Raw genomic sequence first — 21,982 nt, forward strand, 5'->3', positions numbered from 1 at the left:
GGGCCGGACTCAGGCGACGGCCGGCCGGCCGCTCTCCCCGGTCTCGTGGTGGATCGGCGTGCCCGAACCGGTCAGGGGGACGCCCGTGCCGCCCCGTCTGGCGGCGACGATCTCCGCGGTGATCGACAGGGCGGTCTCCTCCGGTGTGCGGGCGCCGAGGTCGAGGCCGATCGGTGAGCGCAGCCGGGCCAGTTCGCGTTCGGTCACGCCTTCCGACCGCAGGCGCCGGTTGCGGTCCTCATGGGTGCGGCGTGAGCCCATCGCGCCGACGAACGCGACCGGCATCCGGAGGGCCACCTTCAGCAGGGGTACGTCGAACTTGGCGTCGTGGGTGAGCACGCACAGGACCGTACGCGTGTCGGTCGCGGTGCGCCGCAGGTAGCGGTGCGGCCAGTCGACCACGACCTCGTCGGCGTCCGGGAAGCGGTCGCGGGTGGTGAAGACGGGGCGGGCGTCGCAGACGGTCACGTGATAGCCGAGGAACTTGCCGGCCCGGGCCAGCGCCGACGCGAAGTCGACCGCGCCGAAGACGATCATGCGCGGGGGCGGCACGTTCGACTCGACCAGCAGCGTCAGGCCGCCGGGGCAGTGCGAACCGTCCGCCGAGACGTCCACCGTGCCGGTGCGGCCCGCCTCCAGCAGGGCCCGGGCCTCCTGCGCCGCCGTCCGGTCCAGGTCCGGGTGGCCTCCGAGGCCGCCCTCGGACGTGCCGTCGGACCGGACCAGCAGGGCCCGCCCGAGGAGTTCGGCCGGGCCGCGGGCGACCCGGGCGAGGGCCGCCGGCCGGCCTTCGGCAGCGGCCGACAGCGCCGCTGCGACGGCCGTCCGGGCGGGCGACTCGCCGACCACCGGGGTGATCAGCATGTCGATGGTTCCGCCGCAGGTCAGGCCCACGGCGAAGGCGTCCTCGTCGCTGTAGCCGAACCGTTCGCGGATGCTCTCCCCGGTCCGGAGCGCCTCTTGGCACAGGTCGTACACGGCGCCCTCGACGCAGCCGCCGGAGACCGAGCCGATGGCGGTGCCCTCCCGGTCGACGGCGAGGGCGGCGCCGGGGCCGCGCGGTGCGCTACCGCCCACGGACACCACGGTGGCGACGGCGAACTCGCGTCCCTCCTCGATCCAGTGGTGCAGTTGTGCGGCCAGGTCAAACATCCGTCGCCCCCGTGGCGGCCGACAGGACGCGGTCCGGCCGGATGGGCAGGCTGCGGTGGCGCACACCGGTCGCGTGCCAGACCGCGTTGGCGACGGCGGCGGCGGCACCGACGATGCCGATCTCGCCGATGCCCTTGATCCCCACGGGGTCGTCGGGGTCGGTGTCGTCGATCCAGTCGGCCTCGATACGGGGGACGTCGGCGTGGGTGGCGACGTGGTAGCCGGCGAGGTCGGCGCCGACGTGGCCGCCGGAGGCGCGGTCCCGGGCCGCCTCCTCGTGCAGAGCCATGGAGATGCCCCAGATCATGCCGCCCAGGAACTGGTTGCGTGCGGTGAGCGGGTTGACGATCCGGCCGGCGGCGAAGATGCCGAGCATGCGTCGCACGCGTACCTCGCCGGTGGTGACGTCCACGGCGACCTCGGCGAACTGCGCCCCGAAGGAGTGCCGTTCGGCGGGGGTGAGGGCGCCGAGGGCCTCGGTGGTGTCGGAGTGCACGGTGAGTCCCTCCGCGGGGATGTCGGCGCCGAGGGCCAGCCGTTCGCGGAGTTCGCCGGCCGCCGTCTTGACGGCCCAGGACCAGGAGCGGGTGCCCATGGAGCCGCCGGCGATCATCGCCGGGCCGAAGTCGCTGTCGCCGATGCGCACCCGGATGCGCTCCGGGGCCGTCCGGAGGGCGTCCGCGGCGACCAGGGTGAGCGCGGTACGGGCCCCGGTGCCGATGTCCGCCGCGGAGATCCGCACCGTGAAGGTGCCGTCGGGATGCGCGGTCGCCGTCGCGGTCGACGGTGCCGCACCGGCCGGGAAGGAGGCGGCGGCCGTGCCGGTGCCGAGCAGCCAACGGCCCTCCCGGCGCAGTCCGGGCCGCCGGTCGCGCTCCGCCCAGCCGAACCTGCGGGCGCCCTCGCGGAAGCAGGCGGCCAGGTTGCGGCCCGCGAACGGCAGACCCGACACCGGGCCCGTCTCCGGTTCGTTCCGCAGGCGCAGCTCGATCGGGTCGATCCCGCACTTCTCGGCGAGTTCGTCGAGCGCCGCCTCCAGCGCGAACGACCCCGGTGCCTCGCCCGGGGCGCGCATGTAGGTCGGGGACGGCACGTCGAGCCGTACGACGCGGTTGGCGGTGTGGTGGGCGTCGGCGTCGTACATCACCCGGGCCACCCCGGCGCTCGGCTCGACGAACTCGTACACCGTGGAGGTGCGGCTGACGGCGCGGTGCTCCAGGGCGCGCAGGCGTCCGTCGGGGTCGGCGCCGAGCCGGATCCGCTGGGTGGTGGGGCTGCGGTACCCGGCCAGGGAGAACATCTGGCGCCGGGTCAGGACGACCCGAACGGGTCGCTGCAGCAGGGTCGCGGCCATCACCGCGGCCACCTGGTGGGCACGGACGCCCTTGCTGCCGAAGCCGCCGCCGACGTGTTCGGAGCGTACGCGCACGGAGGCCGGGTCGAGCGAGAAGAGGTTCGCGAGTTCGCCGGCGACCCAGGTGACGCCCTGGTTGGAGTCGATCACCTCCAGCCGTCCGTCGTCCCAGCGGGCGGTGGCCGCGTGGGGTTCCATCGGGTTGTGGTGCTCTTCGGGGGTGGTGTACTCGGCGTCCACGACGACGGCCGAGGCCGCCAGTTGGGCGTCGAGGTCCCCCTTCTCCGTCACCGCCGGCATATGGCCGTCCACCGGGTAGGCGTCGGGGTGGTCGCCCGTGAACTCGACGTCGTGGGGCTCCTGTTCGTAGCGCACGACGAGGGCCTCGGCGGCTTCCCTGGCCTGCTCGGAGGTCTCCGCGACGACCAGCGCCACCGGCCAGCCCTGGTGCGGCACCCGGTCGTGCTGGAAGACGGCGCAGGTCGGGTCGGGCGTGCCGAGCATGCCGTGGTAGTCGGTGACGAGGTGCGGGGCGTTGCGGTGGTCCAGGACGGCGAGGACTCCGGGCATGGCGAGCACGGGGTCGGTGTCGAGGGCGACGATGCGGCCGCGGGCGACGGTGGACAGCACCAGCCAGCCGTGGGCGAGGTCGGCGAAGGGCACCTCCGCCGCGTAGCGGGCGGCTCCGGTGACCTTGTCCCGGCCCTCGACCCGGGTGTGGCCGGTGCCGACGGACGGCGCCTGGACGGAGGTCGTCGCGGTCGTCCCGGTGGTGACGGTGGTCATCGAGCGGTCTCCTCGGCGAGTTCGGTCAGGACGGTCACCACGAGGTTGCGGATGAGGTCCACCTTGTAGCCGTTGTCCGGCAGCGGCCGAGCCGCCGCCAGCTCGGCGTCGGCCGCGGTGGCGTAGGTCTCGGCGCCGGCCGGCGCGCCGGTCAGGACCCGCTCGGCGGCAGCGGCCCGCCACGGGCGGGAGGCGACGGCCCCGAAGGCCAGGCGGGCCTCCCGGACGACGCCGTCACGGATGTCGAGCGCGGCGGCGAGGGAGCCGATGGCGAAGGCGTAGGAGGCCCGCTCGCGCACCTTGCGGTAGCGGGAGTGGGCGGCCACCGGTGCGGGCGGCAGCGTGACGCCGGTGATCAGCGCGCCCGGCGGCAGGGCGGTCTCGCGGTGCGGGGTGTCCCCGACGGGCAGGTAGAAGTCGGCGAGCGGCAACTCCCCGGCCCCGTCCGCGGTTTCGAAGTGGACCACGGCGTCGAAGGCGGCCAGGGCGACGCCCATGTCCGAGGGGTGTACGGCCACGCAGTGCTCGGAGGCGCCCAGGATCGCGTGGTTGCGGTGCTCGCCGGTGAGGGCGGGGCAACCGCTGCCGGGCACCCGCTTGTTGCAGGGGCGGCTGACGTCGGTGAAGTAGCCGCAGCGGGTGCGCTGGAGCAGGTTCCCGCCGACCGTGGCCATGTTGCGCAGCTGTCCCGACGCGCCGGCGAGCACCGCCTGGGCGAGCGCCGGGTAGCGGCGCCGCACCTCCGGGTGGGCGGCCAGGTCGCCGTTGGTGACGGTGGCGCCGATGCGCAGACCGCCCTCGGGCGTCGACTCGATCCGGTCGAGCGGGAGTTCACGGATGTCGACGAGCCGTACCGGCCGCTCGACACCGGTCTTCATGAGGTCGACGAGGTTGGTGCCGCCTCCGAGGAAGCGGGTGTCCGGGTCGGCGTCGAGCAGTGCGACGGCGCCGGCGACGTCGTACGCCCGCTGGTAGTCGAACTCCCTCATGCCACGGTCTCCTTCGCGTTCGTCCCGGACTCCACGCTTCCCTCGTCCGTCCGGGCCCGCGCCGCGCGGGCCACCGCCTCGACGATCGAGACGTACGCGCCGCAGCGGCACAGGTTGCCGCTCATCCGCTCCCTGATCTCGTCGGCACTCAGGGCCGGCGGCCCCGCTTCGGGGCGGACGTCCTCGGTGACGGCGCTCGGCCAGCCCGCCGCGTGTTCCTCGATCATCCCGATCGCCGAGCAGATCTGGCCCGGTGTGCAGTAGCCGCACTGGTAACCGTCCAGATCGAGGAAGGCCTGCTGCACGGGGTGCAGCCGCTCGCCGTCCGCCACGCCTTCGATGGTGGTGATCTCCCGGCCCTCGGCCGCCACGGCCAGCTGCAGGCAGGCGACGGACCGGCGGCCGTCCAGCAGGACCGTACAGGCCCCGCACTGTCCCTGGTCGCACCCCTTCTTGGTGCCGGTCAGGTCGAGCCGCTCGCGCAGGGCGTCGAGCAGGGTGGTGCGGTGATCGACGGGCAGTGTGTACTTCTCGCCGTTGATCTTCAAGGTGATGACACTGGACGTCGAAGAGGCCATGAGCAAGCTTCTTTCGCATTTCAGGACAGACGGAGGACCTGCAGCCGGGGTCTGGGCGGCGGGGAGGTGCGTCGTGCTGGGCGGCGAGGGGGAGTGCGTCGTACGGGCCTGTGCCGCGGGGCCGTAGCGAAGGTGCGGGGGTGCCGGGGCCGAACAGTGCAGCTGACGACTGCCGTAGGGGCTCGTCCGCCGCTATGGTGGACGCGACCGGACAGCTGTCCGCTACTTGGAAACTTAACGGACAGCTGTCCGCTTAGCAAGGGCGAGGTTTTGGCCACGCCTCGAGGAGGACGAGTGCCTCAGCAGAAGGACTCACCCCGGCGTTCGGACGCACAGCGCAACCGCGAGCGCATCCTGGAAGTGGCCCTCACCGAGCTGTCGCGCTGCGCGGACGCCCCGCTGAGCGCGATCGCCAAGAAGGCCGGGGTCGGACAGGGCACCTTCTACCGCAACTTCCCCAACCGCGAGTCCCTCGTTCTGGAGATCTACCGCCACGAAATGCAGCAGGTCGCCGACAGCGCGCAGCGCCTGCTCGACACCCGGGCCCCCGACGAGGCCCTGCGCGCCTGGATGGACCGGCTGTCGGAGTTCGCCATGACCAAGGCCGGGCTGGCCGACGCGATCCGGCAGGTCACCGGCGCGCCGGGCGGCCCCGCGAAGCCGTCCCCCACGCCGGTGGCCCGCGCGGCGGAGCTCCTGCTCCGCGCCAACGAGGAGGCCGGCACCGTACGGCCCGGCGTCACCGCGGACGACTTCCTCCTCGCCATAGCGGGCCTGTGGCAGCTCGACCCGCGCGACGACTGGCGGCCTCGCGCGACCCGGCTCCTCGACCTGGTCATGGACGGACTGCGCACGGGAGCGGCCGGACGGTGTGAGGGGGCGGCGGCCGAACGGCGCGCGGGTGCTGCCGGCGCCTGAAGCGCCGCGGCCAGGGGAACGGGTGCCGCCGGCGCCTGAAGCGCCGCGGCCAGGGGAACGGGGGTTCGCCCGCTACGGAGGCTCGGACCTCAGGAACGCCCACGCCCGCGGAGGGTTCGCGCCCTACGGAACCGGTATGCCGTACTCCCGCTCCCTTCGGCGCGGCGGCAGCCCGGGCAGCGTGGCCCGCACCCATGGCGCCTGCTGCGCCGGTCCGGTCCGGCGGTGCAGACCGGCGGCGGCGGCCACGTAGTCCCGCGCCGTCAGCAGGCCGGTCAGCCGGCCGCGGGGGTCGGTGACCGGCAGCGCGTCGATCCGTTCCTCCGTCATCACGGCCGCCGCGCGCGGCGCCGGATCCTCGGCATGGACCGTGACCGTGCGGCGCCCGCGGACAAGGTCGCGCACCCTGCGGCGGGACAGCGTCACGGCCGGGTCCGCGCACGCGACGGCGAGTTCGGCGCGGTCCAGCAGCCCGGCACAGCAGCCGTCCCGCCGGACCACCGGCAGATGGCTCTGCCCGCACCGCTCGACCACCTCCCAGGCCATCAGCACGGTCTCGTCCTCGCCGATCGCGTACGGCGCTCCGTCCATGAGGGCGCCCACGGAAAGCCTCTCGTCCACGGCTGCCTCCTCCCGGTCAGCACCGGCCGCGTTCGGCGGGAAGCCGCTCGGGAGCGGCCCCGGACGGCCGGCCGGCGGCATGGCCGCCCCTTCCGCCCGGCACCACCGCCAGGGCGCGGAACAGCGGGACGCCGCAGCAGTACCGGATCACCACGGTGACTCGCCTCCTGAGGGGTGCCGGGAGCGCGGGCCCGGCGCCCGCGTCTCCCCGACCACCCACTCCCCACCCTCCACCGGTCCCTCGAGCGCGTCATGGGCCGGTGAGGCCGAGGCGAGGGGCCGATGGGCCCCCGTGCGGGACGGGGCGCGCGGTGCGCCGCATGGGCCGAAGAGCCCCCGTCCCGGGCCCGGGCGACCGGTGGTGCGGGGACTCGCCGGCGCGCAGGCTGGGATCAGGATCCCAGGAAGGGAGCCGGTGTGATGACCTCCGCCAGCATGACCGCGGCGCTCGAGCCGGTCTACCGGGAACAACTGATGGGGCTCGCCCGTGAGGTCTCGTTCGAGGCCGGGACCCGCCTCTTCGAGGAGGGCCGGCGCGCCGACCGCTTCTGGATCGTGCGCACCGGCACCGTCGCCCTCGACCTGCACGTGCCCGGCCGGCGCCCGGCCGTGATCGAGTCGCTCGGCAACGGCGAACTCGTCGGCTGGTCCTGGCACTTCCCTCCGCACCTGTGGCACCTCGGCGCCGAAGCGGTGGGCCCCGTACGGGCCTGGGAGTTCGACGCCGAGTCGGTGCGGACGATGTGCGCCGCGGACCCCGAGCTGGGCCGGGCGGTGGCGGTGTGGGTGGGTCGCGTGATCGCCCAGCGGCTGCACGCCACCCGGATCCGGCTGCTCGACCTCTACGCCCCCTACGGCAGCGGGGGCCTGACATGACCGCCGCGTCCCGGGCCACGCCCGCCGGGTGACCGGCCGGCGTGACCGAAGATCCGCTCGACCAGCACGCCGCACACCCCCTCACGCTCCTCCCACCCCTCCAAAAATACCCCCCGGGGTAATCGTGCTACCGTCCAGATATACCCCCGGGGGTAATTTTCACTGGAAGGGAGCACCCCGTGTTCTTCATCGACACGATCGAGGTGGCCGGGCTCGGCAACCGTGGTTATCTGGCAGGCGGCGGGCGGACGGCCGTGGTGGTCGACCCGCCGCGGGACATCGACCGGGTGATCGCGGCGGCGGCACGCCGGGGGGTGCGGATAGCCCAGGTCGTCGAGACGCACGTCCACAACGACTACGTCACCGGCGGCCTGGAGCTGGCCCGCGTCACGGGCGCCGCCTACCTCGTCCCCGCCGGGGCCCGCGTCTCCTACGACCGCGTCCCCGTGCACGACGGCGACCGCCGCGAGGTCGACACCACCGCCGGCCTGACCCTGCGCGCACTGGCGACGCCCGGCCACACCCCGCACCACACCTCCTACGTGCTGGAGGAGCACGGCACGGCCGTCGCCGTGTTCACCGGCGGCTCGCTGCTGATCGGCACCGTCGGCCGCCCCGACCTGGTCGAGCCACGGCTGACCGAGGACCTCGCGCGGGCGCAGCACGCCTCCGCGCGGCGCTTGGCCGCCGAGCTGCCGGACGACACGGCGGTGCTCCCCACGCACGGCTTCGGCAGCTTCTGCTCCTCCGGCCAGGCCGAGGGCGGGTCCACCACGATCGGCAGGGAGAAGACCTCGAACGAGGCGCTCACCCGGGACGTCGACAGCTTCGTCGCCGGCCTGCTGGCCGGCCTGGACGATGTTCCCGCGTACTACGCCCACATGGGGCCGGCCAACGCCGCGGGGCCGGCGCCGGTCGACCTCACCCCGCCCGCCGTCGCGGACGCCGAGGAGATCGCCGCCCGGCTGGCCGCCGGGGAGTGGGTGGTCGACCTGCGCAACCGGGTCGCCTTCGCCGAGGGGCATGTGGCGGGTTCCCTGAACTTCGAAGCGGAGGGACAGCTCGCCACCTACCTCGCCTGGCTGATTCCGTGGGGCAGGCCGGTGACGCTGCTCGCCGAGTCCGCCGAACAGCTCGCCGCCGCGCAACGGGAGCTGGTCCGGGTCGGCATCGACCGTCCGGCCGCCGCGGCCACCGGGGACCCGGAGCACTGGGCACGCCGGGGGGAGGCCCTCGCCTCGTTCCCCCGCGCCACGTTCGCCGACCTCGCGGAGCATCCGGGGGACGGTGTGGTCGTCCTGGACGTCCGCCGGGACTCCGAGCGGGCGTCCGGCTTCCTGGACGGGTCGGTCCACATCCCCCTCCACACCCTGCACCGCCGCCTCCACGAGGTGCCCGCCGGGCAGGTCTGGGTGCACTGCGCCGGCGGTATGCGCGCCGCCGTCGCCTCCTCCGTGCTGGACGCGGCGGGCCGTGACGTCGTCGCCGTCGACGACCCCTTCGCCGCGGCCGAGAAGGCCGGGCTCACCGTCCGGACGCCCTGACGGCAGCCACCGCGGACCAGTCGCACCGGACGACCGAGAGGAAAAGAAGGAGAAGCACGATGGGCCTCTTCAGAGGCGACGCGGGCAGGTCGGGCCATCCAGGCAGGCCGGGCACCCCGGGGGACCCCGGCGATCCCCACGAGCCGGGCGGGCCACTCCGGCTGACCGTGCGGGAGGCCGCCGCCCGCACCGGGCACGACGGCCGGGTGGCGGCGGTCGCCGCAGCCGCCGGGCTGAGGGACGTACGGGAACCCGACGAGTGCCGGACCGGTCACGCCCCCGGCACCGTCCCGCCGCCGCTCGCGGCGCCGGCCGCCGGTGCCGGGCTGCCCGCCGCGGCGGACGTCCGGCCCATGGTCGTGATCTGCCGGTCGGGGCAGCGCTCGCGGCGGACCGTCGAGCTGCTCCGGGCCCAGGGGGCCGAGGCCGTCGACGTCAGGGGCGGCGTGCGGGAGTGGGCCGAGGCCGGCCTGCCGGTCGTGGACGGGCGGAGCGGGAACGGAACCGTCGCGTGAGCACTGTGATACTCGCCCTGGCCGCCGGCGCCGTCATCGGCCTGGCGCTCGGAGCGCTCGGAGGCGGCGGCAGCGTGCTGTCCGTCCCCGTCCTGATCTACCTGCTCGGCCTGACCCCTGTCGCGGCGACCACGACCAGCCTGGTCATCGTCACCCTCACCTGCGCCACCGCCCTGACCGCGCACGCCCGTGACGGCCATGTGCGCTGGCGTGAGGGGCTGCTGTTCGCGGCGGCCGGTATCGGTCCGGCGATGCTGGGCGGCGTGCTCGCCGGGCACCTTCCGGCCACCGTGCTGACCGTGGCCTTCGCCGTGGTGGCGGCCGCCGCCGCGGCCCGGATGCTCAGACCCCGCTCCTCCGCCCCGGACGGCACCGTCGCCGTGCGGCCGGGCCGGGCGGCGGCCGCCGGGGCCGGACTGGGCGGGCTGACCGGAGTCCTCGGCGTCGGCGGCGGCTTCCTCGCGGTTCCCGCGCTGGTCGGTGTCCTGGGGATGCGGATGCGCTCGGCGGTGGGCACCAGTCTGCTCGTCATCACGGTCAACTCGCTGGCCGCCCTGGCGATGCGCGCCGGTACGGCCGACGGTCTGGACTGGGTCGTCACGGGACCCTTCGCCGGGGCGGCGGTCCTCGGCGCGTGGGACGGCAAGCGCCTCTCGGCGAGGCTGTCCGGGGACACCCTGCAACGGGCCTTCGCCCTCGTCCTGCTGGCCGTGGCCGGCCTCATGCTGCTGGACGTGCTGGTGTGACGCCCACCCGAACGCGAGCCGACAAGCCGGAAACCCCCTGGCCGGAAGCCGACATACCGGCACCCCCCCGACCGGCACCCCCCCGACCGGCAACCCCCCGACCGGCAACCGCCCGACTGGAAGCCGGCAGACCGGAAGCCGGCGAGCCGGCGCGTCCGTCACGCGCCGGCGTGTCCCTCACGCCAGTGACAGGAACAGCCGCTCCAGCCGCGCGCGCATCGCCTCGGTGTCCTCGCCGTTCTTCCGGCCGGACTCGATGTCGGTCACGCACTGCTGCAGGCCGGTGGCGATGATCGCGAAACCGGCGCGGTCGAGCGCCCGCGAGGCGGCGGCCAGCTGCGTGATGACGTCCTCGCAGTCCCGTCCCTCCTCGATCATCCGGATCACTCCGGCGATCTGCCCCTGCGCACGCCGCAGCCGGTTCAGCACCGCCTTCAGGGACGCGCCCTCAAGCTCCAGTTCCACCATCACTCCTCGAAACCCATACCCCTAGGGGTACTGTACGTCCCGGTTCGGGACGGCGGCGACAGATCAAGGATCACCTCTGCCATGACCACTCCCCTCACCCTCGGCACCGACCAGGCCCACGCCCGGCTGCACGAGCTCACCGTCATCGACGTACGCACCCCCGGTGAGTACGCCTCCGGCCATCTGCCCGGAGCCCTCAACATCCCCCTGGACCGGATCCGGCGGGCCCTGCCGGAGATCCGGCACGCGGCCGTCCGCGGCGAGGTCCTGCTGGTGTGCGCCTCGGGCGCGCGCTCGGAGAACGCCGGCAGGGTCCTCGCCGAGCACGGCGTCCCGACCGCCACCCTGGCCGGCGGGACCCACGCGTGGGCCGCGGCCGGGCACGACCTGCGGCGGCCCGCCGTCCGCGACACACGGGCCGGCTGGAGCATGGAACGCCAGGTGCGCTTCACCGCGGGCACCGCGGTACTGCTGGGCCTGCTCCTCGGCCTGCTGGTGCACCCGGCCTTCCAGGTCCTCTCCGCCGGCGTCGCGGGCGGCCTCGTCCTCTCCGCGCTCACCGACACCTGTGGCATGGCCCTCCTGCTGGCCAGGCTGCCCCACAACCGCCCCCGCCCGGCCGACCTCGCCGCGACACTCGCCGCACTGCGCCGACACTGACGGGGGCGGTGCGCGTCGTCATGGCGGCCCGCGGGTCAGTCGTGTGCCACGACCGCTACGGGGGCGGCGACGTGGTGCAGGGCGGCATGGGTGACATGCCCGATACGAGGGCCGAGGGGCGCGGCACGGACACGCCGGCCCACGACGACCAGGGACGCGTCCCGGGCGTCGTCCACGAGGCGCTGTGCCGCGCTGCCGCAGCGGCTCGCCGCGATCACGTCGACGCCCGGGAACCTCTGCCGCCAGGGACGGAGCACCTTGCCGAGGAGGGCGGCCTGTTGGCGTGCGAGCGCGTCGTACAGGTCGGCGTCATCGCTGAAGCCGTGGAAGGAGGTCGGCGGCTCCCACCAGGCGTGGACGACGCGCAGCGGGGCTCTGCGGCGCGCGGCGGCGTCGAAGGCGAACTCCAGCAGCGCGTCGTCCGGGGCGTCGATGTCGAGGCCGAGGACGACGGGCCGGAAGGGCGCCGCGGCGGACGGCACGCCCGCCGGATCCTTCGCGTGCTCGTCGGCGGCCTGCTCCCCCGCCCGGACCAGCACCACCGGACGCTCGGCGCGGGCCACGACGGCGAGGCTCACCGAGCCGACCAGGAACCCGCCCAGCGCGCCGCGGCCCCGCGAGCCCAGGACCAGCAGCTCGGCGAGGTCCGCCGCCGCGCGCAGGGTGGCGGCCGGGGTCCCGGTGAGCCGCTCGCCGACCACCTCGATACCGGGGTGCCGGAGCCGGATTCCTTCCGCGGACTCGCTCACCATCCGCTCGGCCCACTGCCGGTATGCCCCGGGATCCCACAGCGGGGACCGGGCGATGCTCGTGGGCGCCGGTTCCTCGACGTGCACGATCCTCAGCGGGAGCCCCCGCAGCAGTGCCTCCCGCGCCGCCCACTCGGCCGCGGCCCGGCCCTCGGGCGAATCGTCGAGGCCGACGGTGACAGGTGCTGACATGGTCTCCGCCTCCGGGCTGGAAGCCTCTCCCCCCGGCCGGCGCCGCACGATGTCCGGCTCCCTCCAGCGTGTGCCGTGGGGGCGGAACACACCAGGGGCCGGTCGGCCCTGGCCGTCACCGCGCCGACGGCTCATGCTCGAATTCCGGGGGAATCGGCAGTCCGCCGTCGTCCGCGGAACGCGAGGTCGCCATGGCCGAGGAACGCACCTTCAACGAGCAGCACCCGATCCGCGTGTTCCTGCTGGACGACCACGAGGTCGTACGGCGCGGACTGGCCGACCTGCTCGACACCGAACCGGACATCCGTGTGGTCGGCGACGCGGACACCGCGGCTCACGCGCTCGCGCGGGGACCGGCCCTGCGCCCGGACGTCGCGGTGCTGGACATCCGTCTCCCCGACGGCGACGGCATCACGGTCTGCCGGGAACTGCGCGACCGGATGCCGGAGCTGGCGTGTCTGATGCTGACCTCGTTCGATGACGAGGAGGCCCTGCTCGACGCCATCATGGCCGGCGCCTCCGGCTATGTACTCAAGCAGATCAGGGGCTCGGACCTGGTGTCGGCGGTGCGTACCGTCGCCTCGGGACAGTCCATGCTGGATCCGGCGACGACCGCCCGGCTCATGCGGTCGCTGCGCGCCGAGCCGGCCGCGTCGGTGCCCTCCGTGCCGCCCGAGGTGGCCGCGCTGTCGCCCCGGGAGCGGGACATCCTGGCGCTGATCGGTGAGGGGCTGACCAACCGGGAGATCGGCAGGCGGCTGTACCTGTCGGAGAAGACGGTCAAGAACCACATCTCGCGGATGCTGGCCAAGCTGGGTGTCCAGCGCCGGGTCCAGGCGGCGGTCCTCGCGTCCCACCTGGACCGGCACGGTTCCGAGGGCGGCTGAACGGCGCGGGAGCGCGGCGGGACGTCGCCGGTTCAGGCTGCCCGGGCCCTGACCAGCGTGTTGTCGCTGGTGCGGCCCGCGAGGTGGTCCTGGACGTTGTCCACCGTGCTCTGCGCGATCTGGGCGACGGCGTCGCGGGTGAAGTACGCCTGGTGCGAGGTGACCAGTACGTTGCCGAAGGTCATCAGCCGCGCGAGGCGTTCGTCGGTCATCACCTCCAGCGACTTGTCGCGGAAGAACACGCCGGCCTCCTCCTCGTACACGTCGAGTCCGACGCCGGTCAGCCGTCCCGCGCGCAGGGTCTCCAGCAGGGCGCCGGTGTCCACGAGACCGCCCCGGCTGGAGTTGACCAGGATGGCGTCGTCCTTCATCCGCGCCAGCGCCCCGGCGTCCACGAGGTGGTGGGTGTCCGGCAGCAGCGGCACGTGCAGGCTGACCAGGTCGGCCTCGGCGAACAGCAGCTCGCGCGGTACGTACTCCATGCCGAGCGCGAGGCAGTCGGGATTGTCCACGAGGTCCCAGCCGAGCAGCCGCATCCCGAAGCCGTGGGCGATCCGGGTGAACGCGGCCCCGATCTTCCCGGTGCCCACCACGCCGGCCGTACGGCCCCGGAGGTCACGGCCCATCAGCCCGTCGAGCCGGAAGTCGAACTCCCGGGTGCGGTGCGCGGCCCGGACGATCCGGCGGTTGACCGCGAGCGCGAGGGCCCAGGCGAACTCGGCCACCGAGTACGGCGAGTAGAAGGACACCCGGGCCACCGACAGGCCCAGGTCCTCGGCGGCGCCGAGGTCGATGTTGTTGTAGCCGGTGGACCGCTGGGCGATCATCCGGGTGCCGCCCTCGGCCAGTGCGCGCAGGACCCCGGCGTCCAGGGTGTCGTTGACGCTGCTGAGCACGACCTCGTGGCCGCGTGCGGTGGGCGCGGTGTCCCGGTCCAGGAAGAGTGCCAGACAGCGCAGTTCGTGCCGGTCCGCGAACGCCTTGTCGAACGCCTCCCGCAGCAGCGGCTCCTCGTCCGACTGGACGCCGTACGCAAGGATCTCCACGTGGTCCTCTTCCGTCGCTTCGGGTGGTCTGATGACCACCGTAGGCCGTGGCCGGGCCCCGGACAGGGGCTCACAGGGCCGGGCAGGTACCCCATCGGCCCTGTCCCGGGGGCGTCCGCGCACGATGAGACGATCGCCACGACGGACGCCGACCGCGTGAGGTGAGAGGGGCCGGGCCGGCACCTACGTGCCGGACGTCGCGGCCTTCTGCGCGGTGTCCGGCGACCCCGGCTCGGCGGCCTGGGCCGACCTGGCCCGGCTGCTCGGTCCGGGTGAGTTCGCCGGCATGTTCGGCTGCCCGGTGATCCCGCCGTCGGACTGGGAGCCGGTCTTCGTCCTGGAGGGCCGGCAGATGATCTGGTCCGGTGACCGCCGACCGGACCACCCGGACGCCGTGAGCGGCACCGGCGTGGTGGAGCTGGGTGCGTCCGACGTGCCCGAGATGCTCGACCTGGTCGCACGGGCCCGGCCCGTTCCGGCCGCGTACCCACGAACTCGGCACCTACCTCGGCGTCCGCGACAACGGCAGGCTGGTGGCCATGGCGGGCGAACGGCTCCGGCCTCCGGGATGGACGGAGATCAGCTCGGTCTGCACCGCACCGGAGGCACGAGCCGGAAACCCGTGACCTTCCGCGGCTTCCGCACTCCGTGAGGGGCCGCGGCACTCCCTGGACGACGCTCGTCCGGCAGGGCCGGTGCACGCTGTGCCGCAAGGCCGTGCCGGGCGTCGGACAGTGCGCTCTCGCGGGCATTCCCGCGCCGGGGCCGCCGCACCGCCGTCGTGGTGTGCTCGAACAGCCCTATGCTTCTACTCGCTTGTAGAGAACGACTGGGGTGCTCCCGGTCGTCCTCACGGACCTGGAAGACATACGCACATGAAGGAGTGGACGCCTCGATGGTGTTCAAACGGCTGCTCGGCTCACTCGGCATCGGCGGCCCCTCGGTGGACACGGTCCTCGATCCCGGGCCCGCTCTGCCGGGCCGCGGCCTGACCGGGCAGGTCCATCTGCGGGGCGGGGACGCCGACTTCGACATCGAGCACATCACGCTGGAGCTGGTGGCGCGAGTCGAGGCCGAGCACGACGGCGGGGAGAGCGAGGGGGTCGTCGCCTTCGACCGGTTCACGGTCGGCGGCGGCTTCCGGCTCGTGGCGGGTGAGCAGCGCAGCGTCCCGTTCAGCGTGACGCTGCCCTGGGAGACCCCGGTCACCGAACTGTACGGACAGCCGCTGGGCATCGTGCTCGGCGTGCGCACCGAGCTGGGCGTGGCCGGCGCCAAGGACAAGGGCGACCTCGACCAGCTGACCGTCGGACCGCTGCCGGCCCAGGAGGCGATCCTCGAAGCGCTGGGCCGGCTGGGCTTCGGCTTCAAGTCCGCCGACCTCGAGTACGGCCGCATCGGGGGCACGGGCCAGCAGCTGCCCTTCTACCAGGAGATCGAGCTGACACCGGCCCCGCAGTACGCGCACCAGGTCAACGAGATCGAGCTGACCTTCCTCGCCTCCCCCGCCGGCCTGGAGGTCGTCCTGGAGGCCGACAAGCGCGGCGGCCTCTTCTCCTCCGGCCACGACGCGCTGACCCGGTTCACCGTCGGCCACCACGACACACGGGACTGGAACGCCGAAGTCGACGGCTGGATCCGACAGTTGGTCGAGCACCGGGCCGCGTACGGCTCGCACGCCGCGTACGGGCACGGCGATCCGTACGCCGGCGGCCACGGGTATCACGGGCACGAGCATCACGAGCACCACGAGCACCACCGTTCCGGGCCGGGCATCGGCACGGCGGTCGCCGCCGGTGCGGCAGGTCTGGCCGTCGGTGTCGTGGGCGGCATGGTCGCGGCCGAGGTCGTGGACGAGATCGGCGACTTCTTCGAGGACGACGAGGACGACGAGGGCTGAGACCGGCGAGCGGACGGCGCGTCAGGAGCCGACCGTCTGCAGGAAGTGGCCGGCGTCCTCGCTGTCGGCCGCCCCGGGTGGAGCCCCGAACCGTCCGTGAAGCGCAGGTGGAGGTGGCGTTGGCCCGGCTCCCGGTGGATCCGGGCCTCGCCGTGCGCGTACTCCGTGACGATGTCGAAGTCGTCGGCCCTGAGTCGGGGGTGAGCAGCGGCGGGCGCCTGGGGCTGGGCGACTGCCCGTACCAACGCGGCAGCACCGGGCCTGCGGTGGGCTCGCCGTCGACGTCCGCCGGTGCACGTCCACGGGACCTGGTCAGGGTGCCGAGCGCCGGCCCGCGGTGGCGGCGACGGCCGGGAGGACGGCGAGGGCGAGGACGCCGCCGGCGAGGGCGAGGACGGGGTAGCCGGCGGTGGAGACGACGATGCCGGAGGTGAGGCCTCCGGTGGCGCCGGCGATGGCGATGGAGACGTCCACCAGGCCCTGGGTCCTGGCGCGCGTGGCGAGCGGTACGGCGTCGGTGACCATGGCGGTTCCGGAGACGAGGCCCAGGTTCCAGCCGATGCCCAGCAGCACCAGGGCGACGGCGAGCAGGGCGACGGAGTCGCCGGGCACGGTCGCGGCGGTGACGCCGGCTGCGAGGAGTGTGACGCCGGAGGCGGCGGCGACCGCGGTGGGGCCGCGGCGGTCGACGAGCCGGCCGGTCACGGGTGACGGCAGGTACATCGCGCCGACGTGGAGCGCGATGACGAGGCCGGAGGCGGCGGTGCCGTGGCCGTGGTCGTGCAGGTGGACGGGGGTCATCGTCATGATCGCGACCATGACGAGCTGGGTCAGGATCATGGTCAGCGCGCCGGGCATCAGGCCGGGGCCGCGGCCGGGCGCCGGACCCGGTTCGCTGTCGCCCGCGGTCCGCGCCGCGGCGGCCGCCTGCTGCTGGAGGTGGAGGCTGCGGGCGAGCAGCAGCGGGTCGGGACGCAGACGGACCGCGAGGACGAGGGCGGCCGAGGCGTAGGCGGTGCCGGAGAGGAGGAAGGGCCCGGCCAGGGCCGGGATGCCCAGGGAGCCGGCGAGGTCGCCGGTGGGAGCGGCCAGGTTGGGACCGACGACGCCGCCGAGGGTCGTGGCGACCAGGACGGTGGAGACCGCCCGGGCGCGGTGGGCGGGAGCGGCGAGGTCGGCACCGGCATAGCGGGCCTGGAGGTTGGTGGCGGTGCCGGCGCCGTAGACGAAGAGGGCGGCGAACAGCAGGACGGGGCTGTCGGCGACGGCGGCGGCGATGACTCCCGCGCTGCCGACGGCGCCGGTGAGGTATCCGGCGGCCAGCCCGGGACGGCGGCCCCGGGCCTGGGACAAGCGGCCCACGGCCACGGCGGCGAGCGCGGAGCCGGCGGTGAACAGGGCGCTGGGCAGGCCGGCGAGGCCGGTGGAGCCGAGCATGTCCTGGGCCAGCAGCGCGCCGACGGTGACGCCCGCGGCGAGCCCGGCGCCGCTGAGGAGCTGGGAGGCGACCAGGACCGTCAGGATGCGGCGCTGCGCCTCGGGCCGGGCCGGTATGCCCGTGGGGGTGTCCGGGGCGGTGCTCGTCACGGACGGGGTCTTCCGGTGAGGCGGCGGGAACTTCACGGCGGTGCCTTACGTGATCGGCCGGGAGGCGGGGGCGGTGGCAGGGGCGGCGGGGACTCGGGAGATCCCGCTGTGCGTGCGTGACGTCAGGTGTGTCGGGCGGTGTCCGGTGGAGGGGGCGGGGGATCCGGACACGGGCAGGAGTGGCGGCCGTGCGCCGATGCGGCACCCGGGATCCCTCTCGCCTCGGTGGGCGGCAGGGGGACGCGTCATGCCGTGCCGAACCAGGCCTCCGCCAGCGACGGCAGCGTCGCGTCGGCCGGTACGTGGAGTTCCCGCATGTACCAGGGGAGGTTGCTGTACACGTGCAGCAGGGTGTACGCGAGCAGCTGGGACGGGTCGAAGGTGTGGCCGTACGCCTTGCTGAGGCGGGTCATGAGGCCGGGGTCGCCGCGGGTGACGAAGAGGCCGACACCCACGAAGTCGTAGGCGCGGTCGCCGATCATGGCCGGCTCGAAGTCGAAGAACCCGGTCAGGCTCCAGCCGTCGGGGTCGACCAGGAAGTGCTGCCGCATCACCTCGGTGTGCAGCAGGGAACGGTGGGGGTCGCGTGGCAGCGGGACGGAGGCGAGGAAGTCCGGGATCTGTTCCAGCCACGCGGCCGGCAGTCCGCGGTCCCACTGCTGTTCCACGGCACCGGAACGCCGGCGGTCCAGGAAGGCTCCCCAGTCCCCGGGGCCGACGGCGTCGGCGAGGGGGCCGGGGTCGAGGGAGTGCAGCACCGCCAGGGTTTCACCGATCTCGGTGACGAACCGCTCACGGTGGCAGTCCGGTGCGAGGTCCCAGGCGCGGGCGAGGTTCTCGCCGGGGAGCCGGGACATCAGGACGTACTGCCAGCCGTTCTCGTACGGGCCGAAGTCGCGCACCCGTGGTGTCGGTACGGGCAGCCGTCCGTGGAGGTGGGTGAGGACGGTGCCCTCGGTGACGCCGTCCTGGGCGGCGGTGCCGGGGAACAGCTTGAGGACGTGCTCGTCACCCACCGCGTAGACCGGCTGGGACCCGTCCGGGAAACGGGTCAGCGGTGCGCCGGCCAGGCCGAGGCGTGCGCAGAGGTCCTCCGCGCCGGGACGCATGACCGTCTCGTCGGGGACGACCGCGTCCCACTGTTCGTCTGTTTCCACCGGCGGCAGCATGTCCCGGAACGTAGGCCACCAGCCGCCCGCGGACAACGGGATTTCCCGGCCCGGACGTCGCCTACGGCTTCCCGGCCGGCCCGTCCTGGAGGGGGCCGCCGCGGGCCAGCCGCTCCTCCGTCTCGGCGGCCTGGCCGAGGCGTCGCTGCGCGAGGTAGAGGGAGCGCGCCTGTTCCCATGCCGTGCGGGCCTGGGCCCACCGGGCCAGACCGGCGCAGACGTCCCCGATCCTCAGCAGGGTGTCCGCTTCCTCGAAGGCGTCGCCGAGTTCCCGGCGCAGGGCGAGGGCCTGGCCGTAGTGCGTGAGGGCGAGGGCGTGGTCACCGGTGCGGTGGGCGAGGTAGCCGAGGCTGTCCTGGGTGAAGGCCTCTCCCTCGCGGAACCCGTGCCGGCGGCACAGGACGAGCGCTTCCTCGCAGTAGCGGCGGGACTGCCGGTGGTGGCCCAGCCGGGCGTGGTACCAGCCCACCGCGTTGAGCGCCTCGGCCTCCCTCGGCGGGCTGTCGAGCCTTCTGCGGATCCGCAGGTTCAGGAGGGCGTGGGCCAGTGCCTGCCGGTCGTCGCCGTGTTTCTCCCAGGCCAGGGCGAGGTTGAGATGTGTCTGGGCCCTGCCCGCCGGGTCGTCGGCTTCCTCGAAAAGGGCGAGAGCCACACGCAGGTGGTCCAGGGCCTCGGTGTGCCGGCCCTGAGCGACGTGGGCGCGTCCGAGGAGCCGGTGGGCCAGGGCACGCTGTGCGCGGTCCCCCATGTTCTCCCCGGCGGCGAGCGTGGCCCGCAGCATGGCGGCGCGCTCGTCCAGGTTCCCCTGCCGCCAGTGGAAGGTGTCCAGGGACCAGGCCAGTTGCCAGGCCTGCCGGTAGTGGCCGTGTGCCAGGGCGAAGCGGTGCGCGTCGAGCAGGCAGAGGTGTTCGTCCTTGAACCAGGACATGGCGGTGTCGATGTCCGGGAGCGGGTGGGTGCCCCGGTCGGCGTCCGGCGGATCCGTCCGGAACGGTGTGCGCAGCGGCGACAGCAGCCGGTCGCCGTCGTGTGCCGTGTCGGCGTAGAAGTCCACCAGTCCGCGCAGCGCGTTGGCGAGGGTGTCGCCGGGCTGGTCCTGTGCGGCGCGTTCCGCGGCGTAGAGCCGTACCAGGTCGTGCATGCGGTAGCGGCCGGGACGGGTCTCCTGGACCAGGTGGGCGCCCTCCAGCCGGCGCAGGTGCGACCGTACTTCGGGGGCGGACAGCGCGGTCAGCGCGGATGCCGCGGCCAGGCCGATGTCCGGGCCGGGTGCCTGGCCGAGCAGTCCGAAGACGCGCGCCGTCGCCGGGTCGAGGGCGTCGTAGGAGGAGGAGAGCACGGCCCGCAGGTCGGCGATGGGGTCGTCGGTGCCGAGGGCGTCCAGCCGGGCGGCGCGGTCGCGGAGTTCGTCGGCGAGCGCGGCCAGCGGGAAGGCGGGGTGCGTGCCCGCGCGGGCGGCCACCACGCTGAGGGCGAGGGGCAGGCCCGCGCAGTAGCGAAGGAGCGCGGCCACCGCCTCCGGCTCCCGGGCGAGGCGTTCTGCGCCGAGGCGCTGTACCAGTATGTCCCGGGCCTCCGCCGCGGAGACCACGTCCAGGGCGAGCGGGCGGGCCCCGTGGGCGGTGACCAGCCCGGCGAGCCGGCGGCGGCTGGTGATCAGGACCGTGCAGGAAGGGGATCCCGGTAACAGGGGGAGGACCTGGCCGGCGTCGCGGGCGTCGTCCAGGACGATCAGCATCCGCCGGCCGGCGACCAGGCTCCGGTAGACCGCCGTCCGGCCCGGCAGGTCGACCGGCATCTCCGTGGACCCGAGCCCGAGGGCGTGGAGGAAGCCCTGCACCACTTCCGTCGCGGAGGCGGCGTCTCCCGCCGGGGAGAAGCCGCGGAGGTCGGCGTAGAGCTGACCGTCGGGGAAGGCGGCGGCGTTGCGGTGGGCCCAGTGCAGGGCGAGCCAGGTCTTGCCGATGCCTCCGATCCCGCCGATCGTGGAGATCACCACGGTGCCGCCCGGGGCACCGCCCGCGTCGAGCGTCTTGTCGAGTTCCGCGATCTCGCCGGCCCGCCCGATGAACGGGCCGGGCGGCGGGGGCAGTTGACGTGGCACGAGGGCGGGCGGGCGTGGGGCGCTCGGGGCGGGGGCGGAACCGGGGCCGGGGTCGGCGGGTGTGGGGACGGGGCCGGGTTCGGGGACGGGTACGGCGGGTGTGGGGACGGGTACGGCGGGGTCGGCGGGTGTGGGGACGGGGGTGGGGGCGGGGGCTGTGGGGCGCAGGGTCAGCGCGGGGTCCGTGGTGAGGATCTGCTGGTGCAGTCGCTGCAGGTCCGGGCCGGGGTCGGTGCCGAGTTCCGCCGATAATCGGCGCTGTACGCGCCGGTAGTGGGCCAGGGCGTCCGACCGCCGGCCACCGCGGTAGAGCGCCAGCATGAGCTGTCCGGCCAGTCGCTCGTCCAGCGGGTGCCGCTCGGCGCGTGCGGGGAGGTCGACCAGCAGCTCGGTGTGCCGGCCGAGCCGCAACCGGACGTCGGTGAGGTCGAGTTCGGCCGCGAGCCTCTCCCGGTTCCATGAGGCGCGCAGTGCGTTGAACCAGGGGGCGTCCAGGTCGCCGAAGGCGTCGCCGCTCCACAGGGCGAGCGCCTGGGCGAACAGCGCCTCGGCCCGGTCGTCGGCGGCGGCGCTGCGGGCCCGGGCGACCAGGTCACGGAAGCGGTGCAGGTCCACGGCGGACGGATCGACCGTCAGGACGTAGGACCCCGTCCGACGGGTGATGTGCGCCTCGCTGCTCGCCGTGGCCAGGGCCTGGCGCAGGCGGGAGACATAGCTGTAGAGCGTGGCGTGGGCCCGCCGCGGAGGCCGGTCCGCCCAGACCCGGTCCACGAGTCTGGCGGTCGGGACGGGAGCGTTCGCGTCGACCAGCAGCGCCCCCAGCACCGACCGCTGGCGGACCGGGCCCAGATCGACCGGAACCCCGTGCACGCGTGCCTCGATCCCACCGAGCAGAACGAAGTCCACGGACATCCTCCCCCCTCGCGCCGCCGGCCCGTCCCGGGGTCGGCGGGGCTCACCTGCGCATTCAAGGACTCTCCAAGGTTTGCCCAAAGCGCACCCATCAGTATCCCGAATGCCGAACGGCCGGGAGCACGACCGAGTCAAGGAGTGCGACGAGTACGAGGGGGCGGAGGAGCTGGACAGCAGGCCGGAGCGGTTCGTCCGGGGCCGACGCGTCGGCCGCGGCCCCGTGACACAC

The 21,982-nt window shown here is 74.3% G+C and carries 19 protein-coding genes and 1 pseudogene; 9 read left to right on the forward strand and 11 right to left on the reverse strand.

Annotation, left to right across the window (positions count from 1 at the left end):
• Positions 1 to 9: 9 nt before the first annotated feature.
• From IEZ20_RS24970 to IEZ20_RS24985, 4 genes are read right to left on the reverse strand one after another with little or no spacing between them, the layout of a single operon-like run.
• The gene (locus IEZ20_RS24970) at positions 10 to 1,152 is read right to left on the reverse strand and encodes an XdhC family protein (RefSeq protein WP_189302537.1); all 1,143 of its coding nucleotides are present in this window, start codon (positions 1,150 to 1,152) and stop codon (positions 10 to 12) included.
• Complete coding sequence (locus tag IEZ20_RS24975) at positions 1,145 to 3,292, reverse strand: xanthine dehydrogenase family protein molybdopterin-binding subunit (RefSeq protein WP_189302539.1); 2,148 nt, start codon at positions 3,290 to 3,292, stop codon at positions 1,145 to 1,147. Before IEZ20_RS24975 ends, IEZ20_RS24970 begins: the two co-directional genes overlap by 8 nt.
• Positions 3,289 to 4,281, reverse strand: coding sequence for an FAD binding domain-containing protein (locus IEZ20_RS24980; RefSeq protein WP_189302541.1), 993 nt, complete (start codon positions 4,279 to 4,281; stop codon positions 3,289 to 3,291). Before IEZ20_RS24980 ends, IEZ20_RS24975 begins: the two co-directional genes overlap by 4 nt.
• Entirely contained in the window at positions 4,278 to 4,859 is a 582-nt protein-coding gene (locus IEZ20_RS24985) for a (2Fe-2S)-binding protein (protein ID WP_189302543.1), read from the reverse strand. The genes IEZ20_RS24980 and IEZ20_RS24985 overlap by 4 nt, the downstream gene beginning before the upstream one ends.
• Positions 4,860 to 5,153: 294 nt before the next feature.
• On the opposite strand from IEZ20_RS24985, the gene IEZ20_RS24990 reads away from it, so the two are divergent.
• Positions 5,154 to 5,777, forward strand: a complete 624-nt coding sequence (locus tag IEZ20_RS24990; protein ID WP_189302545.1) for a TetR/AcrR family transcriptional regulator — start codon at positions 5,154 to 5,156, stop codon at positions 5,775 to 5,777.
• Between the two features lie 123 nt (positions 5,778 to 5,900).
• Here the strand turns inward: IEZ20_RS24990 and IEZ20_RS24995 are convergent, their stop codons facing one another.
• Complete coding sequence (locus tag IEZ20_RS24995; protein ID WP_189302547.1) at positions 5,901 to 6,398, reverse strand: CBS domain-containing protein; 498 nt, start codon at positions 6,396 to 6,398, stop codon at positions 5,901 to 5,903.
• 420 nt (positions 6,399 to 6,818) lie between these two features.
• Between IEZ20_RS24995 and IEZ20_RS25000 the strand changes: the two genes are divergently transcribed.
• From IEZ20_RS25000 to IEZ20_RS25015, 4 genes are all read left to right on the forward strand, one after another.
• Positions 6,819 to 7,274, forward strand: a complete 456-nt coding sequence (locus IEZ20_RS25000) for a cyclic nucleotide-binding domain-containing protein (protein ID WP_189302549.1) — start codon at positions 6,819 to 6,821, stop codon at positions 7,272 to 7,274.
• A 179-nt stretch (positions 7,275 to 7,453) separates the two neighbouring features.
• Entirely contained in the window at positions 7,454 to 8,818 is a 1,365-nt protein-coding gene (locus tag IEZ20_RS25005) for an MBL fold metallo-hydrolase (RefSeq protein ID WP_189302552.1), read from the forward strand.
• 59 nt (positions 8,819 to 8,877) lie between these two features.
• Positions 8,878 to 9,333 (forward strand): rhodanese-like domain-containing protein, encoded by a 456-nt coding sequence (locus IEZ20_RS25010; RefSeq protein WP_189302554.1) that lies wholly within the window; start codon positions 8,878 to 8,880, stop codon positions 9,331 to 9,333.
• A complete protein-coding gene (locus IEZ20_RS25015; RefSeq protein ID WP_189302556.1) occupies positions 9,330 to 10,079 on the forward strand; it encodes a sulfite exporter TauE/SafE family protein in 750 nt (249 codons plus the stop codon). The genes IEZ20_RS25010 and IEZ20_RS25015 overlap by 4 nt, the downstream gene beginning before the upstream one ends.
• 177 nt (positions 10,080 to 10,256) lie before the next feature.
• Here IEZ20_RS25015 and IEZ20_RS25020 read toward each other — a convergent pair whose 3' ends face one another.
• Complete coding sequence (locus IEZ20_RS25020; RefSeq protein ID WP_189302558.1) at positions 10,257 to 10,544, reverse strand: metal-sensitive transcriptional regulator; 288 nt, start codon at positions 10,542 to 10,544, stop codon at positions 10,257 to 10,259.
• An 84-nt stretch (positions 10,545 to 10,628) separates the two neighbouring features.
• On the opposite strand from IEZ20_RS25020, the gene IEZ20_RS25025 reads away from it, so the two are divergent.
• The gene (locus IEZ20_RS25025; RefSeq protein ID WP_189302560.1) at positions 10,629 to 11,207 is read left to right on the forward strand and encodes a rhodanese-like domain-containing protein; all 579 of its coding nucleotides are present in this window, start codon (positions 10,629 to 10,631) and stop codon (positions 11,205 to 11,207) included.
• 35 nt (positions 11,208 to 11,242) lie between these two features.
• Here the strand turns inward: IEZ20_RS25025 and IEZ20_RS25030 are convergent, their stop codons facing one another.
• Positions 11,243 to 12,148: a universal stress protein gene (locus IEZ20_RS25030; RefSeq protein ID WP_189302562.1), complete on the reverse strand. Its 906-nt coding sequence runs from the start codon at positions 12,146 to 12,148 to the stop codon at positions 11,243 to 11,245.
• Positions 12,149 to 12,339: 191 nt separating this feature from the next.
• Between IEZ20_RS25030 and IEZ20_RS25035 the strand changes: the two genes are divergently transcribed.
• Complete coding sequence (locus tag IEZ20_RS25035; protein ID WP_189302564.1) at positions 12,340 to 13,035, forward strand: response regulator; 696 nt, start codon at positions 12,340 to 12,342, stop codon at positions 13,033 to 13,035.
• A gap of 32 nt (positions 13,036 to 13,067) precedes the next feature.
• Here the strand turns inward: IEZ20_RS25035 and IEZ20_RS25040 are convergent, their stop codons facing one another.
• On the reverse strand, positions 13,068 to 14,081 hold the full coding sequence (locus IEZ20_RS25040) for a 2-hydroxyacid dehydrogenase (protein WP_189302566.1): 1,014 nt from the start codon (positions 14,079 to 14,081) through the stop codon (positions 13,068 to 13,070).
• 169 nt (positions 14,082 to 14,250) lie between these two features.
• Between IEZ20_RS25040 and IEZ20_RS25045 the strand changes: the two are divergent.
• Positions 14,251 to 14,692 (forward strand): annotated as a pseudogene (locus IEZ20_RS25045) (GNAT family N-acetyltransferase); the annotation flags it as partial.
• Positions 14,693 to 14,976: 284 nt separating this feature from the next.
• On the forward strand, positions 14,977 to 15,981 hold the full coding sequence (locus IEZ20_RS25050) for a sporulation protein (RefSeq protein WP_189302568.1): 1,005 nt from the start codon (positions 14,977 to 14,979) through the stop codon (positions 15,979 to 15,981).
• Positions 15,982 to 16,293: 312 nt separating this feature from the next.
• Here IEZ20_RS25050 and IEZ20_RS25055 read toward each other — a convergent pair whose 3' ends face one another.
• The 3 genes from IEZ20_RS25055 to IEZ20_RS25065 form a co-directional block, all read right to left on the reverse strand.
• Complete coding sequence (locus IEZ20_RS25055; RefSeq protein WP_189302571.1) at positions 16,294 to 17,568, reverse strand: MFS transporter; 1,275 nt, start codon at positions 17,566 to 17,568, stop codon at positions 16,294 to 16,296.
• A 245-nt stretch (positions 17,569 to 17,813) separates the two neighbouring features.
• On the reverse strand, positions 17,814 to 18,737 hold the full coding sequence (locus IEZ20_RS25060) for an aminoglycoside phosphotransferase family protein (protein WP_189302572.1): 924 nt from the start codon (positions 18,735 to 18,737) through the stop codon (positions 17,814 to 17,816).
• A 61-nt stretch (positions 18,738 to 18,798) separates the two neighbouring features.
• Positions 18,799 to 21,753, reverse strand: coding sequence for an AfsR/SARP family transcriptional regulator (locus IEZ20_RS25065; protein ID WP_189302574.1), 2,955 nt, complete (start codon positions 21,751 to 21,753; stop codon positions 18,799 to 18,801).
• Positions 21,754 to 21,982 lie beyond the last annotated feature (229 nt).

It is taken from the genome of Streptomyces cinerochromogenes, from assembly GCF_014648635.1.
GTDB classification, from domain to species: Bacteria; Actinomycetota; Actinomycetes; order Streptomycetales; family Streptomycetaceae; genus Streptomyces; species Streptomyces cinerochromogenes.